Genomic DNA, 15,110 nt, shown 5'->3' with positions numbered 1-15,110 from the left:
TCGTCCGCCCGCGTCCTGGAGGGAAACCCGCGGATGTCCCCGCCTCCGCCGCCCCTCGGCCGTGCCCGCAAGCGGGACGCCCAGCTCTTCGACCCGGCCCTGTGCGACGCCGAACTCGTCGACGTACGCGCCCAGTTCACCCAGGGCCGGTGGGCCAGGGCCCGCTCCCTCCTCGTCGGTACCGGCGACGACTGGGACCGCCGGGGCCACCGCGTCGTCGTCCTCGCGCAGACCCCGGCGGCCACCGCCTGGGCCCGCGAGTGGCTGCTCGCCGAACCGGAGAGCGCCGACGCCGCCTCCCTGCTCGCCTGCGCCGCCGTCTTCGCCGCCCTGCGCCAGAAGGGCACCCCGGCCGCCGCCGAGGAGGCCTGCCGCCGGGCCGCCGCCCTGCACCCGGCGGACCCGACGCCCTGGCTCGGGCTGCTCCTCCTCTCCCGCACCTTCGGCAGCGAGGAGGAGTTCAGCCGCCACTTCGACCAGGTCCGGGCCCGCCACCGCGAGCACCACCACGCCCATCACCTGATGGTCGCCAGACTGGCCGAACGCGCCCTCGGCTCCGGCCAGGACCCGCTCCACGAGGTCTACGACTTCGCGTCCTGGGCCGCCGAGGAGTCCCCGGCCGACTCCCCGCTCGCCGTCCTCCCGGTCGTCGCGCACGCCGAGCGGTACCGGGTGCTGGCCGCCACGCACGGGCACTCGCCCGAGTCGGCCGCCGCCCATTGGGCGGGCCGCCGCGCCCGCCAGGTCCTGCGCTCCGCCTTCGACTGGTGGCTGGAGTGGGAGCGCGAGGACCACCCCCGCAACCGCGTCGACCTCAACTTCCTCGCCCACGCCAAACTCTGCGAGGGCCGCCCCGCCGAGGCCGCCGCCCTCTTCCACCGCATCGGCAGCCATGCCACCCGCGCCCCCTGGTCCTATCCGGACCGGGACCCGCAGAAGGCCTTCCTCGCCGCCCGCGGCGTCGCACTCGGCACCGCCTGACCGCGCCGCCTGACCTCGTCGCCCGCCGGACGCCACCGGCCGGACGGCACCCCCGAGCGCCACCCCCGAGCCCCCCAAGCGCCCATCCCCGAGCACCACGCCCCCGAAAGGACGCCGCCATGCCGACGGGCAGATCCTCCACGCTCCAAGACCCGGCCGAGATCCGTACCTACAAGGGCCAGGACCGGGCCCTGCGCGCCGACCGCCTCGGCACCGCGGGCCTGCTGCTGTCCGTGCTCGCCGCGAGCGCGCCCCTGATGGTCGTCGCCGGTGTCATGCCCACGACCTTCGGGGTCATGGGCATCGTCGGCCAGCCCCTGCTCTTCGTCATCCTCGGCGCCGTCCTCGCGCTCTTCAGCGTCGGCTACGCCGAGATGAGCCGCCACGTCCACAACGCCGGCGCCTTCTACGCGTACATCGCCCGCGGCCTCGGCCCCACCGCCGGCGCGGGCGCCGCCCTCGTCGCCCTCGTCGCGTACAGCGCCATGCAGGTCGGCGTCTTCGGCATCCTCGGCTTCGAGATGTCCGGCCTCTTCGCCACCTACCTGGACATCGAACTCTCCTGGTGGATACCGGCCCTGCTCGCCGTCGCCGTGACCGGCGCGCTCGGCTGGCTCAAGATCGACCTCAACGCGAAGGTCCTCGGGTTCCTCCTCCTCGTCGAGTGCGTCCTCGTCGTCGTCTTCGACATCGCCGCCATCGGCAAGCCGGCCGCGGAAGGCCTCTCGCTCCACGCCTTCAACCCCGAGACCCTGGGCGGAGCCGGCTTCGGCACCGCCCTCTGCTTCTGCATCGCCGCCTTCGTCGGCTTCGAGCAGTCCCCGGTCTACGCCGAGGAGACCAGCAAGCCGCACATCGTCGTCTCCCGCGTGATGTTCCTCGCCGTCGGCTTCGTCGCCCTCTTCTTCGCCGTCAGCGCCTGGGCCCTCACCGTCGCCACCGGCCCCTCCGAGGTCGTCAAGACCTCCGCCGAGGCCGGACCCACCCTGCTCTTCCAGCTCACCGAGAGCCGCCTCGGCACCACCTTCACCGACGTCCTGCACGTCCTCTTCGTGACCGGCATGTTCGCGGCCATGCTCAGCTTCCACAACGTGGTCGCCCGCTACGCCTTCGCCATGGGCCGCGAAGGCCTGCTCCCGGCCGCCTTCGGCCGCACCAACGCCGGCACCGGCGCCCCCGCCACCGGATCCCTGCTGCAGACCGGCGTCGCCGCCCTCGTCGTGATCGCCTTCGCACTCACCGAGGACAAGGCCCCCGCCGACCCCGCCCTCGCGGTGCAGCCGCCCGACCCCACCACCCCCGTACTGCACCTGTTCACCTGGATGGGCAGCGTCGGCGCCCTCGGCGTGACCCTTCTCATGGCCGCCGCCTCCTTCGCCGTCATCGCCTTCTTCGTCCGCCGCGGCACCGCCGGCGCCCAGGTCTGGCGCCTCGTCGCGGCCGGCGCCGCCGGACTCGCCCTGCTCGCCATCGCCGTCTACACCGTCAAGGACTTCGGCGTCCTGGTCGGCGCCGAGAAGGGCTCCGCACTCAGCTGGGTGCTGCCCGGCATCATCGGCGCCGCCGTCGTGATCGGCCTGGCCTACGGAGCCGTGCTGCGCCGCAGCCGCCCCGAGGTGCACGCCCGTATCGGCCTGGGCAACGAGGCCTTCCGCCTCGACCAGGCGGCGGAGGCCACCCCCGGCGACTGACCTCGCTTTCCAGCCCCTACGAAGCCCCCGACACCCGTTTCCATGGTCGTCGGGGGCTTCGGCGTGCGGGGGGTGCTTTTGGAGGGGAGCGGAGCCTCATGGTCTCCTGTTGCGACCAAACCACCCGGATCGCAGCACAGGGGACACCACCCAGCTCCCCTGCGCGGCGGTCCGGGCCTGCCTTGTCCCATCCACGAAGGCGAAGTCCCACATGAGTGACCTGAGTGACCGCACCTTGACCGAGGCACCCGCCCCGGCGCCGACCCGCCATGTCGACGCCGGCGACGAGGGGTACAGCAAGGACCTCAAGTCCCGCCACATCAACATGATCGCGATCGGCGGGGCCATAGGCACCGGCCTCTTCCTCGGCGCGGGCGGCCGCCTCGCCGGCGCCGGCCCCTCCCTCGCGATCGCCTACGCGGTGTGCGGAGTCTTCGCCTTCTTCGTCGTCCGGGCGCTCGGCGAGCTCGTCCTCTACCGGCCCTCCTCCGGTGCCTTCGTCTCCTACGCCCGTGAGTTCATGGGGGAGAAGGGCGCCTACACGGCGGGCTGGCTGTACTTCCTGAACTGGTCCACGACCACCGTCGCCGACATCACGGCCGCCGCGACCTACGCCCACTTCTGGTCGCTGTTCACCGACGTCCCCCAGTGGGTCCTCGCCTTCATCGCCCTCGCCATCGTGCTCACCGCCAACCTGATCTCGGTGAAGTACTTCGGCGAGATGGAGTTCTGGTTCTCGCTCGTCAAGGTCGCCGCGCTCGTCGTCTTCCTGGTCGTCGGCATCTGGCTCGTCGCCACCAGCCACGACATCGGCGGCACCACCCCCGGCCTCGCCAACATCACCGACAACGGCGGCCTCTTCCCCTCCGGCGTCCTCCCGATGCTCCTGGTGATCCAGGGCGTCGTTTTCGCGTACGCCTCAGTCGAACTCTGCGGCGTCGCCGCCGGCGAGACCGAGAACCCCGAGAAGATCATGCCCAAGGCGATCAACTCGATCATGTGGCGCGTGGGCCTCTTCTACGTCGGCTCGGTCGTCCTCCTCGCCCTCCTCCTGCCCTACACCGCGTACAGCTCCGACCAGAGCCCCTTCGTCACCGTCTTCGACAAGCTCGGCGTCCCCGGCGCCGCGGGCATCATGAACCTCGTCGTCCTGACGGCCGCCCTCTCCAGCCTGAACTCCGGCCTCTACTCCACCGGCCGCATCCTGCGCTCGATGTCCCTGTCCGGCTCCGCACCGAAGTTCACCGGCGTCATGAACAAGGGCAAGGTCCCCTACGGCGGCGTCCTGTTCACCGCCGCCTTCGGCCTCGCGGGCGTCGGGCTGAACGCCTTCATGCCGAAGGACGCCTTCGAACTCGTCCTGAACTTCGCCTCGCTGGGCATCCTCGGCACCTGGGCGATGGTCATGGTCTGCTCGCTGTTCTTCTGGCGCCGCGCCCAGCAGGGCCTCGTGGAGCGCCCCTCGTACCGCCTGCCCTGGGCCCCGTACACCCAGATCGTCACCCTGGTCTTCCTGCTCGCCGTGCTGGTGCTGATGTGGTGCGACGGCGGCGTCGGCCGCACCACGGTCCTCTTCGTCCCGGTCATCGGCGCCGCCCTGGTCGGCGGCTGGTACCTGGTCCGCGGCCGCGTGGCCGAACTCGCCACCACCCGCGGCTGATCCCGCGACCGCCGAGGCCCCCGCACGGACCCGTCCCACGCGGGGGCCTCGGCCGGTTCACCGGCCGGCGGTGCGGGCCGCCAGGACCGTGACGTCGTCCTCCGCGTCGGTGACCCGCAGCGCCGCCAGCACCGTGTCGATGACCTCGTCCAGGGCCCCGTCCACCGGCAGCGGGATGCCGGTGAGCCGTCGCAGCGAGGCGTCGATGTCCTCACCCCGGCGTTCGACCAGCCCGTCGGTGAAGAGCACCAGGACGCAGCCCGGCTTGAGCTCGAAGGACGCGTCCTCGTACCGGCCGTAGCCGGTGCCCAGCGGCGGGCCCACCGGGACCGGCGCCAGGAACGGGCCCTGCCCGCGGCCGATGACCATGGCGGGCAGGTGCCCGGCGCTCGCGTGGACGCACGCCCCGGCGGCCCGGTCGACCAGCACGAGCAGGCAGGTGGCGACCCGGTCCAGACCGCCCGCGAAAACGACCTGGTCCGCCTCGCGCAGGATGTCCGCCGGCGGGTTCCCGGACGCGGCCAGCGCGCGGATCAGGGAGCGGTAGTGGCTCATGGCCACCGCCGCCTCCACCCCGTGGCCCATCACGTCGCCCATCACCAGCAGCGTCCGGCCCCCGGGCAGGGCCAGGCAGTCGAACCAGTCCCCGCCCACCAGGACACCCGTGCCGGAGGGCAGGTAGCGGGAGGCCACCTCGAGGTCGTCGTGCGGGAAGGTCGGCTCGGACAGCAGCGCCTGCTGCAGTTCGAGGGCCATCCCCTGCTCCCGGGCGAACCGCTCCGCCTTGGCCAGGCTGGCGGCCGCCCGCTCGGCCAGGGTCCGGGCCACCACGACGTCCTCGCGCCCGAAGGCCGGCGAATCCCCGGCACGCACCAGGGTGAGCGTGCCGATCGGCCGGTCCTGGGCGATCAGGGGGACCACGACCCCCGAGTGGATCCCCGCCTCCCGGTACGCGGAGACCCGGTCCGCGCTCGGCGCCGCCCGGCTGAAGGCCTCGTCGGAGGAGAAGTTGCCCAGCCACGGCTCACCGCTCTCCAGGCACTGCCGGACCGCGGAGCCGGGCTGGTAGTCCACGTACTCCCCGGCCGCGCCGAGCGCCCGCACCTGCAGCGAAAGATCCCGTACCGAGGCCACCGCGACCCGCCGCAGCCGCAGGGACCCGCCGTCGGGCAGCTCCCCGCCCGGCCCCTCCCGCGGGATGAGCTCCACGCTCGCGGCGTCGGCCAGCCCGGGAACCAGGAACCCGGTCAGCTCACGGCAGGTGGTGTCCACGTCGAGGGTGGTGCCGACCCGCACCGCGGCGGTGTCCAGCAGGAGCAGGCGCCGGTTGGTGCGCGACAGCTCCCGCTGCCGCTCCCTCGGGGCGCTGACCTCCAGGCCGATCCCCGCCAGCCCCAGCACCCGCCCGTCCTCCTCCAGCCGATGGTAGGTCCCCCGCCACACCCGCGACTCGTACGGGGAATCGGCCAGCGTGCGGCCCTCCAGGACCAGCTCCCGGGGCCGCCCGTCCCGCAGCACCTGGTGCAGCACCTCGTCGGGACGCTCGACGTCCGGCAGCACCTCGTTCAGCGTCCGCCCCAGCAGCGCCTCGGCGGGCAGGCCGTTCATCACGGCCATGTGCGGGCTGACGTACAGATAGCGCAGGTCGGTGTCGAGCAGGGCGATCCCCGCCCGGGCCCCGTCGAGGACCTGCCGCAGCAGCCGGTACTCGCGCACCAGCCGGTCCACATCGGACGGATCACCCGCCAGGGCGGCGGCGACCACCTCGTCCGCGTCCTGGCCGAACAGCGGACGCGGGCCGGCACCCTCAGCCCACATCACGGGACCTCCATCAGCCGGTCTGCCCCTCCGATGTGATCCCAACATAGCAAAAGGGCAGGTCAGGGCGATATTGCGCCGCTCTGACCTGCCCTGTTGCGCCGATCAGGACCGGCGGGCCGACGGCCTGCGGCTCAGCGCGAGCAGGCTCAGGGCAAACATCGTGACACCCAGGGGGACATGGACCGACGGCACGCGCGCGATGCCCAGGACCACCTGCACCGAGGCGAGGACGAGGAAGCCCGACGAGTACAGGACGGGCCGGGGCGACCCGCCGCCCGGCCGCCACGCCAGCACCGCCGCGATCACGTACAGCATCGTCGCCCCGTACATCACGCGCGCTCCGATGCCGTGCAGCAGCTCGCCGTGGGCGGAGGACAGCAGCACCCCGGCGGTGACCGCCTGGAAGAAGATGGCCAAGGTCTGCAGGCCGACGGTGACCTGCAGGAAGGTGAAGGTACGCGGCTTCTCCGTCGTCAGTGTGGCCATGGTGGCGGTCCCCTCTTCTGCCTCACGGCGTAGATCGATATGGTCTCGGTAGTCCGACGACGTGGGCCCGCGAAATGTGAGGCGAGGCACCGAGAGGCGGGCGAGGGGGAGCGGTCGTGAGCATGAGTACGTCGTCCGTGCGCGGGGGTGGCGGGTCCGATCCGGCCCTGGACGCGATCGTCGGGGAGCGGGGACACCTCACCAACCTCGCCTACCGGCTGCTCGGTTCGCTGGCCGAGGCCGAGGACGCGGTACAGGAGACCTACGCGCGCTGGTACGCCATGCCGAAGCAGAAGCAGGAGGCCGTCGAGTCGCCCGGCGCCTGGCTGACGACGGTCGCCGGCCGCATCTGCCTGGACCTGCTCGGCTCGGCGCGGGCGCGGCGCGAGCGCTACGTCGGCGAATGGGTCCCCGAGCCGCTGCCCGACCGCGCGGAGTGGATCAGCGGCCCGGCGGGCGGCGGGGCCGGGCCGGTGGACCCGGCCGACCGGGTCACCCTCGACGAGTCGGTCAACATGGCCTTCCTCGTCGTACTGGAGTCGATGACCCCGGCCGAACGCGTCGCGTTCATCCTCCACGACGTCTTCCGCTACCCCTTCGCCGAGATAGCCGCGATCGTCGGCCGGACGCCGGCGGCCTGCCGGCAGCTGGCGACGTCGGCCCGCCGACGGGTGGGCGCCGCGCAGGTCCCGACGGCCCCGACGGCCGGACAGGCCCCTCTGGTACGGAACTTCAAGGAGGCCTGGGAAGCCGGGGACATCAAGGCCCTCGTCGGCCTGCTGGCCCCCGACGCCGCGATGATCGCCGACGGCGGCGGACTGGTCGGCGCCGCACTGCGCCCGGTCGAGGGCGCCGCGCGCATCGCCGAGTACCTGATCCAGATCGCCGACAGGGCTCCCGGACTGAAGCTCCTGGAACGCTCGGTCAACGGCCGGCCCGGCCTGGTCGCCCAGCACACCGGGATCACCGTGACGGTGGCGGCCTTCGAGCTCAGCGGCGACCGGGTCACGCGCATCTGGGCGGTCCGCAATCCGGAGAAGCTCCGCCCCTGGCTGGAGGACGGACAGGGCTGACCCCGCGCGCCCCCGGTGACCGGCACTGCCGGCCCGCGCCGGCTCCACCGGGGCGCCGCACGCCGCGGGACGACGAAAGAGCCGGCCAGTGCGACTCAGCGTCGCTCTGACCGGCTCTTCCAGGTCGTATGACCATGGTGTCCGAGGGGGGACTTGAACCCCCACGCCCGATAAAGGGCACTAGCACCTCAAGCTAGCGCGTCTGCCATTCCGCCACCCGGACAAGGTGTCTGTCTCGCGTCCCTCGCGGGCCGTTCCGACGTGGAAAACATTACCAAACATTCCGGGGTCCTCGATCACACCCCCCGACGACCGAGGATCGCCCTTGGGGAGAGCGGCCCGGGGCGGGAGGATGGGGGTTCGGTACTGATCAGTGGGAGGAAGCAGCGTGAGCGAGTCGAGCACGGGCAGGACCGTCTCCGGTGAGGACGAGGTGGTCGACCTCTGCCGGGACCTCATCCGGATCGACACCAGCAACTACGGGGACCACTCGGGCCCCGGGGAGCGCAAGGCGGCGGAATGGGTCGCCGAGAAGCTCGCCGAGGTCGGGCTGGAGCCGCAGATCTTCGAATCGCACAAGGGGCGCGCCTCGACCGTGGCGCGGATCGAGGGGGAGGACCCCTCGCGGCCGGCGCTGCTGATCCACGGGCACACCGACGTGGTTCCGGCCAACGCCGCCGACTGGACGTACGACCCCTTCGCGGGCGAGATCGCCGACGGCTGCGTGTGGGGCCGCGGCGCCGTCGACATGAAGGACATGGACGCGATGACGCTGGCCGTCGTACGCGACCGGATGCGCAGCGGGCGCAAGCCCCCGCGGGACATCGTGCTGGCCTTCCTCGCCGACGAGGAGGCGGGCGGCATCTACGGGGCCCGGCACCTCGTCGACAAGCACCCGGGCCTGTTCGAGGGCGTCACCGAGGCGATCGGCGAGGTCGGCGGCTTCTCCTTCACGGTCAACGAGAACCTGCGGCTCTACCTCGTGGAGACCGCCCAGAAGGGCATGCACTGGATGCGGCTCACGGTGGAGGGCACCGCGGGCCACGGCTCCATGACCAACAGCGACAACGCCATCACGGAGCTGTGCGAGGCCGTGGGCAGGCTCGGCCGCCACCAGTGGCCGGTCCGCGTGACCAAGACGGTGCGCAGCTTCCTGGACGAGCTCTCGGACGCGCTCGGGACCCCCCTGGACCCCGACAACATGGATGCGACCCTCGCCAAGCTCGGCGGCATCGCCAAGATGGTCGGCGCGACGCTGCGCAACTCGGCCGCCCCGACGATGCTCGGCGCCGGCTACAAGGTCAACGTCATCCCCGGCCAGGCGACGGCCCACGTCGACGGCCGGTTCCTGCCGGGCTACGAGGACGAGTTCTTCGCCGACCTGGACCGGATCCTCGGCCCGCGCGTGAAGCGGGAGGACGTGCACGGCGACAAGGCGCTGGAGACGGACTTCGACGGCAGGCTGGTGGACGCCATGCAGGGTGCCCTGAAGGCCGAGGACCCGATCGCGAGGGCGGTCCCGTACATGCTCTCGGGCGGTACGGACGCCAAGTCCTTCGACGACCTCGGCATCCGCTGCTTCGGCTTCGCGCCGCTGCAGCTGCCTCCGGAGCTGGACTTCGCCGGGATGTTCCACGGTGTGGACGAGCGGGTGCCGGTCGACGGACTCAAGTTCGGTGTGCGGGTGCTCGACCGGTTCATCGACAACGCCTGAGATTCGAGAAGGTGTGCGCATTCCACTGAGAAGAGTGAATGCACTCATACGCTCGTAGCCCCGGTGAACCCTCCTCGTTACAGGTGTTGCGGTCCGCGGCTGGGACCGCATTGCCAACTAGGAGGAACAATGATCAAGAAGGTTGTCGCCGCAGTGGCTGCCACCGGTGGCCTGGTTCTCGCGGGTGCGGGTCTGGCCCACGCCGATGCGGGTGCGCAGGGTGCGGCCATCGGTTCGCCCGGTGTCCTGTCCGGCAACGTGGTGCAGGTTCCCGTTCACATCCCCGTGAACGTCTGCGGCAACACGGTTTCCGTCATCGGCCTGCTGAACCCGGCCTTCGGCAACACCTGCGTCAACGCCTGACGCGTCTGAAGTCTTCGGCCCCGGAGCGCATCCCAGCGCTCCGGGGCCACCGGGCTTTCCGGCCCGGATTTCCTTCACTTCCGGCGCACCGGGCAGGGGAGCCGGGTGGGCCGGGCCGTCGGACGACGGCCGAAACGCACACACCAGGGGACGAGTACAGATGCGACGACCGGCACAGGTCACCAGGAAGACCCTGATCACCATGGCGGCCGCGGGGGGTGTCCTCGCGATGGGCGGCGGCTACGCACACGCGGACTCCGGCGCCTCGGGGCACGCCGCGAACTCTCCGGGCCTGCTGTCCGGGAACAACCTGCAGGCGCCCGTGGACGCGCCGGTGAACGCCTGCGGGAACACGATCACGGTGGTGGGAGCCCTCAACCCGGCCTTCGGGAACCACTGCGCGAACGGACCGGGCCACGCCAAGCCGAAGCCCCCGAAGCCGCACCACCCGGGCGACGAAGAACCGTGCGACGACCACCCCGGCAACCCTGGGAACCCCGGCAACCCCGGCAACCCTGGGAACCCGGGTAACCCCGGCAACCCGGGTAACCCCGGCAACCCTGGGAACCCGGGTAACCCCGGCAACCCGGGTAACCCCGGCAACCCTGGGAACCCCGGCAACCCGGGTAACCCCGGCAACCCGGGTAACCCCGGCAACCCGGGTAACCCCGGCAACCCGGGTAACCCTGGTAACCCCGGCAACCCGGGCAACCCCGGCAATCCTGGTAACCCCGGCAACCCGGGCAACCCCGGCAATCCTGGTAACCCCGGAACTCCGGGCAACCCCGGTAGCGGTCCCGGCACCCCGGTCACGCACCCCGGGCCCGGCACCGGGAGCAACAACCCCGGTCCGGCCGTCGGCCTCGCCGCCACCGGGTCCGGTGACGTCCTCACCGCCGGGCTGCCGCTCGCGGGCGGCCTGCTGCTCGCCGGCACCGTGCTCTACCGGCGGGCCCGCAAGGCCGCCTGACGGATGTTCACGGCGCGGGCCCCGCCCCCGGGGCCCGCGTCACCAGGTCGCGCGGACCTGACGGATGATCCGGCGGCGCAGTCGCACACGGCGACTGCCGTCCCGGTACAGGCTCAGTCGGTCGAGTTCCCAGTTCCCGTACTCGGCATGGTCGGTCAACAGGCGGGTCGCCTCCTTGCGAGGAACACCGCGGGGCACGTACACGTCGACGAATTCGTATTCCGGCATCGCATCTATTGTGCGGGCAGAGCCCTGCTACGGATAGCGTCTGCTCTATGTCTGATGCCGATCTGCCCACTGTTGCCGAGGTACGCGCCGCCGCCGAGGCGGTCAAGGCCGCGCTCGACCGTCACCTCGCCGCGGTCGAGCACCGGATCGGGGACGAGGACCCGGACGTCTACGCCGCGTTCAACGAACTCGCCGCCGCGGCCGAGGTGTACGACGAACTCCTCTACGACCGGTACGACGAGGTCACCCCCTTCGAGATCCCCACGCCCGAGGACGGTGTCCCGTACACCGGCCCCGCCGAGCCCGCCGCCTTCAGCGTGCTCATCCGCCGCGACTACGCCGTGGTCGAACCGGCCCGGCTGATCGCCCAGGCCGAACGGGTCGCCGCGCACGACCGGGACGCCGAATTCGTGGGCGACGGCGGAAGCGCCGACGCACTGGGCGTCCTCTTCGGGGAGTACGAGCCCGACGAGATCGCCTCCCGCTACAAGGACTTCGGGCTGGAGGAGGGTGATTCCACGCTCTGGATCGCGGCCTCGGAGGAGGTGGCGGAACCGGGGGAGTGGCTGGGCTCGCCCTTCGGGCACATCGATCCGCAGGACGTGCTGCACCGGTTCGACGTCAGCTCCGTCTTCGACGAGGAGGCCGACGAGTTCGACGAGGACGAGGCCGCTGAGCCGGGGCTGACCCCGGCCTGACCCCGCCCCTGATCCGTGGCCCACGCCCTCCCGGGCGGGGGCCACGGCCGGTTCACTCCGGCTGCTGCGTGCCCGCCGTCGCCAGGGCCGTCAGCAGGCCCGTCAGGCGCGTCGTACGGGGCTTCGCCGGCACCTCGGCCACCGCGTGCGGCAGTGCCTGGTCGACCCCGTGCACCACGGACAGGTGCCGTTCGCCCCGCCCGAACGCCGTGTAGACCCAGTCCCGCGACAGCGCCTGCGCCGCGTCACCCGGCAGGACGACGACCACCGCCGGCCAGCGCGTGCCCACGGCCTGGTGCGCCGTCACCGCCCAGCCGTGCCGCACCTGCGACTCGACGAGCTCCTTCGGTACGACGATCCGCGCGCCCGCCCGGTCCAGGTGCAGGCCCTCGGCGTCGGCCGACACCACCCGGGCCGCCAGCGCCCGCCCGGCGGACGGCACGTGGACGACCCGGTCACCGGCGTCGAAGCCGCCGAAGCGGCCCGGGCCGGGGTTCAGGCGCTCCTTCAGGGCGGCGTTCAGCGCCCGGGTGCCCGCCGAGCCGCCGTGGCCCGGGGTGATCACCTGCACGCTCTCCGCCGGGATCCCGAAGGCCCGCGGCACCGATTCCGCCACCAGCTGCACGGCCCGGTGCACGGCTTCCCCGGCGTCCTTCACCGGGACGATGACGACCTCCTTGCCGGGAGCGTCCACCTGGTTCAGCTCCCCGATGCCGATCCCGGAGACGAGCTCGCCGAGGGGGCCCGGGTCGGGGGTGCGGGAGACCAGCTGCGGGCAGGTACGGGCCGCCAGCACATCGGCGAACACCCGACCGGCCCCGGCGGACCCGAGCACGCCGGGGTCCCCGGAGAGCACCAGCCGGGCCCCGTCCGGGACGGACTCCACCAGCGCGGCCGCGGTCTCCACGTCCAGCTGCGGCGCGTCCAGCACCACCAGCAGGTCCAGTGCGAACTGGCCGTCCGCGTCCCGCCCGGGCCCCTCGGCGCCGGACAGCAGCCCCGTCACGGTCACCGGGTCCGGGCCGCCGCCGGGGGCGTGCGCGGCCACGCAGACCCGCAGGCCCAGCTCCCGGGCCGCGGCGGCCAGGGCGGCCGGTTCGGCGCGGGCGGCCTCGCCGCCGGTGTGGGTGACGAGGCCGTGGCCCGCGACCGCGCGGATCAGCTCGGCGGCGGAGGGGCTCGGCGCGGACCCGGCGGCCCGCTCCCAGTCCCCGGGGGCGTCGAAGGCGCCGGCGGCCAGCCGGGCCAGGCCGTCGGCCAGGCTCTCCTCGGCCATGGCGGCACCCTCCAGGCCCACGAGCAGCCGGACGGGCTGCGCCGCGTCCTCGGCGCCTTCGGCGTCCTCGCCGGCCGGCGGCCCCAGGGGCTCGTGGAAGACCAGCACCGAGCCCTCGGCGATGGCCTGTTCCAGGGCCTCGGCCGGATCCGGTACGCCGTACTGGGCCAGGGCCTTCTCCAGCACCGGGGCCTCCAGGGCGGTGTGTCCCTTCAGCCCGGCCTGGGCCAGCAGCCAGCCCACCAGGACGGTGGTGCGGCGCTCGTCCCCGGGACCCGCCCCGGGGCCCAGCAGGGCCCGGGCGAAGCCGTCGGCCTGGGCCGGACGTACGGCGGCGAGCGACAGCAGCCGCCAGGGGTTCTCGGTGAGCTGCCCGGCGGCGTCCTCGCCCAAGGCCGCCGCGGCGGGGGCGGCCAGGGCCTCGGGGGCGCCACCGCGGGCCAGTACGGCCCGTACGCCCTCGACGGTGTCGGCGGAGGGCGCGGGCGCGGCCACCGCGGCGGGGGTGGCGGGGCGCGGCGCGGCGGGAGCGGGGGCCGGCCTGCGGGGCGCGGCCGGGGCCTCGTCGAAGTACACGGCGGAGGGCTTCGTGCCGCTCTCCACGGCCCGTACGGCGGCCAGCAGGTCGGCGGCCTTCCCGCTGAGCTTCGCCCCGGCCTCGACGGGCGCCTCCCGCTCGGCCTTGCGCCGGGCGATCCGCTCCCGCTCGATCTTCTGGGCGGCCAGTTCGGCCTGTGCCTCGGAGAGCGCGGGCGCCGCCTGGGCCTCGGCGGCCGGCTCGGCGGATTGCGCTGCGTCGGCTTCGGCCTCGGACCCGGCGGGGTCGTCGGCTGCCGCAGGGGCGGTCTCCGGGCCTGCCTCGGCCTCGGGCCCTGCGGGGCCTTCCCCCACCCCGCCCCTTCCCGAAACCGGGGGCTCAGCCCCCGGACCCCCGTCACCGGCCTCGCCGTGCAGGGCGACGCTCCCGTCCTCGGCCCCGGCCGGTTCGGCGGTCCCGGACCCGTCCGGCTCAGCCTCCGGCTCCGCGGCCCGTGCCTTGTCGGGTCGGTTCTGGTCCGCGTCGGCCGGCGAGGCCTCGGCGGCCGGTTCCTCGGCGGCAGCGGGCTCGGCTTGGCGGTCCGTACTCACAGCGTGCTCCAGTCCTGATCGGGGTAGCGGTGCACCGGGGCCGAAACATCGTCCAGCGCCCGGCAGATCTCCTCGGGAAGACTAAGGGCCTCCACCGACAGCGCCTCCCCGAGCTGCGCGGACGTCCGCGCGCCGACGATCGGCGCCACCACCCCCGGCCGGTCCCGGATCCACGCCAGAGCCACCTGGAGCGGGGTAACGGCCAGCCCCTGGGCGGCCGTCACCACCGCGTCCACGATCCGCCCCGCCGCCTCGTCGAGGTACGGGTCCACCAGGGCGCCCAGCGATTCCGAGGCGCCCCGGGAGTCGGCCGGGGTGCCGTCCCGGTACTTGCCCGTCAGCACCCCGCGGCCCAGCGGCGAGGAGGGCAGCAGACCGATCCCGAGGTCCAGCGCGGCCGGCAGCACCTCGCGCTCCACGCCCCGCTGGAGCAGGGAGTACTCCATCTGCGTCGAGGCGATCCGGGTGCGCACCCCCGGGGCCGCGAGCTGCCAGGTCGCCGCCTTCGCCAGCTGCCAGCCGCAGAAGCCCGCCAGTCCCGCGTACCGGGCCCGGCCGCTGCTCACCGCCAGGTCCAGGGCCTGCAGGGTCTCCTCCAGCGGGGTCGCGGGGTCGAAGGCGTGGACCTGCCAAAGGTCGACGTAGTCGGTGCCCAGCCGGTCCAGCGAGGCGTCGAGGGCGGCGAGCAGGTGCCCGCGCGAGCCGTCGAACCTGCGGTAGGGGTCCGGCACGCTGCCCGCCTTGGTCGCGATCACCAGGTCCCGGCGCGGCACGAGCCCGCCCACCAGCTGCCCCAGGAGGTACTCCGCCTCACCGCCGCCGTACACGTCGGCGGTGTCGACGAGCGTGCCGCCCGCCTCCCAGAACGTCTTCACCTGCTCGGCGGCGGCTTCCTCGCCGGTGTCGCGGCCCCAGGTGAGGGTGCCGAGGCCGATCCGGGAGATGCGCAGTCCGGTGCGGCCGAGATGCCTCTGCTCCATGAGCGCTGAGACTACTGGGGCGCTGACGCGGAGGACCTTGG

13 protein-coding genes and 1 tRNA gene are annotated in these 15,110 nt (G+C 73.2%); 8 read left to right on the top strand and 6 right to left on the bottom strand.

What is annotated here, in order from left to right:
- Nucleotides 1-33: 33 nt before the first annotated feature.
- The 3 genes from JYK04_RS11590 (at nucleotide 34) to JYK04_RS11580 (ending at nucleotide 4,332) form a co-directional block, all read left to right on the top strand.
- Nucleotides 34-981 carry a hypothetical protein gene (locus tag JYK04_RS11590; RefSeq protein WP_189739880.1) on the top strand — a complete coding sequence of 316 codons (948 nt, stop codon included), beginning with the start codon at nucleotides 34-36 and terminating at the stop codon, nucleotides 979-981.
- 119 nt (nucleotides 982-1,100) lie between these two features.
- Nucleotides 1,101-2,672, top strand: coding sequence for an APC family permease (locus JYK04_RS11585; protein WP_189739882.1), 1,572 nt, complete (start codon nucleotides 1,101-1,103; stop codon nucleotides 2,670-2,672).
- Nucleotides 2,673-2,892: 220 nt separating this feature from the next.
- On the top strand, nucleotides 2,893-4,332 hold the full coding sequence (locus JYK04_RS11580; protein ID WP_189740500.1) for an amino acid permease: 1,440 nt from the start codon (nucleotides 2,893-2,895) through the stop codon (nucleotides 4,330-4,332).
- 57 nt (nucleotides 4,333-4,389) lie between these two features.
- On the opposite strand, the gene JYK04_RS11575 is transcribed toward JYK04_RS11580, so the two are convergent.
- Entirely contained in the window at nucleotides 4,390-6,150 is a 1,761-nt protein-coding gene (locus JYK04_RS11575) for a SpoIIE family protein phosphatase (protein WP_189739885.1), read from the bottom strand.
- 105 nt (nucleotides 6,151-6,255) lie between these two features.
- Complete coding sequence (locus JYK04_RS11570) at nucleotides 6,256-6,639, bottom strand: hypothetical protein (RefSeq protein ID WP_189739888.1); 384 nt, start codon at nucleotides 6,637-6,639, stop codon at nucleotides 6,256-6,258.
- A 122-nt stretch (nucleotides 6,640-6,761) separates the two neighbouring features.
- Between JYK04_RS11570 and sigJ the strand changes: the two genes are divergently transcribed.
- A complete protein-coding gene (gene sigJ, locus JYK04_RS11565; RefSeq protein WP_189739891.1) occupies nucleotides 6,762-7,712 on the top strand; it encodes an RNA polymerase sigma factor SigJ in 951 nt (316 codons plus the stop codon).
- Between the two features lie 135 nt (nucleotides 7,713-7,847).
- On the opposite strand, the gene JYK04_RS11560 is transcribed toward sigJ, so the two are convergent.
- Nucleotides 7,848-7,935 (bottom strand) — tRNA-Leu (locus tag JYK04_RS11560).
- A 165-nt stretch (nucleotides 7,936-8,100) separates the two neighbouring features.
- On the opposite strand from JYK04_RS11560, the gene JYK04_RS11555 reads away from it, so the two are divergent.
- The 3 genes from JYK04_RS11555 to JYK04_RS11545 all read left to right on the top strand — a co-directional run bounded on the left by JYK04_RS11555 (nucleotide 8,101) and on the right by JYK04_RS11545 (nucleotide 10,759).
- Nucleotides 8,101-9,426: a M20/M25/M40 family metallo-hydrolase gene (locus JYK04_RS11555; protein ID WP_030009121.1), complete on the top strand. Its 1,326-nt coding sequence runs from the start codon at nucleotides 8,101-8,103 to the stop codon at nucleotides 9,424-9,426.
- Between the two features lie 129 nt (nucleotides 9,427-9,555).
- Nucleotides 9,556-9,789, top strand: a complete 234-nt coding sequence (chpH, locus tag JYK04_RS11550; RefSeq protein WP_189739894.1) for a chaplin ChpH — start codon at nucleotides 9,556-9,558, stop codon at nucleotides 9,787-9,789.
- Nucleotides 9,790-9,949: 160 nt separating this feature from the next.
- Complete coding sequence (locus JYK04_RS11545; protein ID WP_189739897.1) at nucleotides 9,950-10,759, top strand: chaplin; 810 nt, start codon at nucleotides 9,950-9,952, stop codon at nucleotides 10,757-10,759.
- 39 nt (nucleotides 10,760-10,798) lie between these two features.
- Here JYK04_RS11545 and JYK04_RS11540 read toward each other — a convergent pair whose 3' ends face one another.
- Nucleotides 10,799-10,987 (bottom strand): DUF5703 family protein, encoded by a 189-nt coding sequence (locus tag JYK04_RS11540; protein WP_030009118.1) that lies wholly within the window; start codon nucleotides 10,985-10,987, stop codon nucleotides 10,799-10,801.
- A 47-nt stretch (nucleotides 10,988-11,034) separates the two neighbouring features.
- Here JYK04_RS11540 and JYK04_RS11535 point away from each other — a divergent pair, with 47 nt between their 5' ends.
- Complete coding sequence (locus JYK04_RS11535) at nucleotides 11,035-11,685, top strand: hypothetical protein (protein ID WP_030009117.1); 651 nt, start codon at nucleotides 11,035-11,037, stop codon at nucleotides 11,683-11,685.
- 52 nt (nucleotides 11,686-11,737) lie between these two features.
- Here the strand turns inward: JYK04_RS11535 and JYK04_RS11530 are convergent, their stop codons facing one another.
- Both JYK04_RS11530 and JYK04_RS11525 read right to left on the bottom strand, forming a co-directional pair.
- Nucleotides 11,738-14,089: a helix-hairpin-helix domain-containing protein gene (locus tag JYK04_RS11530; protein WP_189739901.1), complete on the bottom strand. Its 2,352-nt coding sequence runs from the start codon at nucleotides 14,087-14,089 to the stop codon at nucleotides 11,738-11,740.
- On the bottom strand, nucleotides 14,086-15,069 hold the full coding sequence (locus tag JYK04_RS11525; protein WP_189739904.1) for an aldo/keto reductase: 984 nt from the start codon (nucleotides 15,067-15,069) through the stop codon (nucleotides 14,086-14,088). Before JYK04_RS11525 ends, JYK04_RS11530 begins: the two co-directional genes overlap by 4 nt.
- Nucleotides 15,070-15,110 lie beyond the last annotated feature (41 nt).

This window comes from Streptomyces nojiriensis (assembly GCF_017639205.1).
GTDB classification, from domain to species: domain Bacteria; phylum Actinomycetota; class Actinomycetes; order Streptomycetales; family Streptomycetaceae; genus Streptomyces; species Streptomyces nojiriensis.
The sequence above is the reverse complement of the archived record's forward strand: the minus strand, read 5'-3'. Positions and strand labels throughout refer to the sequence as shown.